The sequence below is a fragment of the Streptomyces sp. NPDC054866 genome (assembly GCF_053610745.1).
On sequence record NZ_JBSGZA010000034.1, the window covers coordinates 1 to 1,458 of the forward strand.

General features: G+C 65.4%; 1 protein-coding gene and 1 pseudogene. Both read right to left on the reverse strand.

Features of this window, described 5'->3' with window-relative positions:
• On the reverse strand, window positions 1–677 hold a 677-nt coding region (locus ACWGI2_RS42050; protein ID WP_453701337.1), incomplete at its 3' end, for an alpha-amylase family glycosyl hydrolase.
• Window positions 674–1,458: pseudogene (locus ACWGI2_RS42055) on the reverse strand (alpha-1,4-glucan--maltose-1-phosphate maltosyltransferase); the annotation flags it as partial. The gene ACWGI2_RS42050 and the pseudogene ACWGI2_RS42055, both read right to left, overlap by 4 nt.

Consider the following 1,458-nt stretch of genomic DNA (forward strand, 5'->3'; position numbering starts at 1 on the left):
TCGGCGAAGAGGTAGGGCACGGCGTCCAGGCGGAAGCCGTCGATGCCCAGGTCGAGCCAGAACCGCAGGGCGGAGATGATCTCTTCCTGGACGGCCGGGTTCTCGTAGTTGAGGTCGGGCTGGTGGGAGAAGAAGCGGTGCCAGAAGTACTGCTTGCGCACCGGGTCGAAGGTCCAGTTGGAGGCTTCGGTGTCGACGAAGATGATGCGCGCGTCCTGGTACTGCTTGTCGTCATCCGCCCAGACGTAGTAGTCGCCGTAGGGGCCGTCGGGGTCGGTGCGGGAGGCCTGGAACCACGGGTGCTGATCGCTGGTGTGGTTCATCACGAAGTCGATGATCACCCGCATGCCCCGCTGATGCGCGGAGTCCACGAACTCCACGAAGTCGGCGAGATCGCCGAAGTCGGGAAGAACCGCGGTGTAGTCCGAGACGTCGTAACCACCGTCTCTCAGAGGCGACTTGAAGAACGGCGGCAGCCACAGGCAGTCGACGCCCAGCCACTGCAGATAGTCCAGCTTGGACGTGATGCCCTTGAGGTCGCCGATGCCGTCGCCGTTGCTGTCCTGGAAGGAGCGGACCAGGACCTCGTAGAAGACGGCGCGCTTGAACCACTCGGGGTCTCGGTCCTTGGCGGGCGTGTCCTCGAATGTGTCCTGGACGGGCTCGTTGACGATCATGGTGTGGGTGACCCTCCGATCAACGGTGAGGACGGTCGCAGGACCCTGAAGATGTGCGCGGGCGCGCGGCCCGGCTCGAGGCGCACATAGTTGGTCCTGCCCCAGTGATAGGTGTCGCCGGTGAGCTCGTCGCGCACCGGCACGGTCTCGTGCCAGGGGAGGCCGAGTTTCGGCATGTCCAACGAGACCGTGGCCTCCTGGGTGTGGTGGGCGTCGAGGTTCACGACCACCAGAACCGTGTTCGATCCGTCCTTGTCACTGGCCGTCTTCGAGTACGCGATCACCGCTTCCTGGTCCGTGGGATGGAAGTGCAGGTCACGCAGTTGCCGCAGGGCGGGGTTGGTGCGCCGTACGCGGTTCAGCGTGGTGATGAGGGGCGCGATGGTGGAGCCGGTGCGCTCTGCCGACTCCCAGTCGCGCGGCCGCAGTTGGTACTTCTCCGAGTTCAGATACTCCTCGCTGTCTGCCCGCGCCGGGGCGTTCTCGCAGAGTTCGTATCCGCTGTAGACGCCCCACGTCGGCGCGAGGGTTGCGGCGAGCACCGCGCGGGCCTCGAAGGCGGGGCGGCCGCCGTTCTGGAGGTAGGCGTGCAGGATGTCGGGGGTGTTGACGAAGAAGTTCGGCCGGAGGTAATGGGCGGTCTCGCCCGACAACTCGCGCAAGTAGTCCGTCAGTTCCTCCTTGGCGTTGCGCCAGGTGAAGTACGTGTAGGACTGCTGGAAGCCGATGGCGGCCAGGGTGCGCATCATGGCGGGGCGTGTGAAGGCCTCCGCCAGGAAGA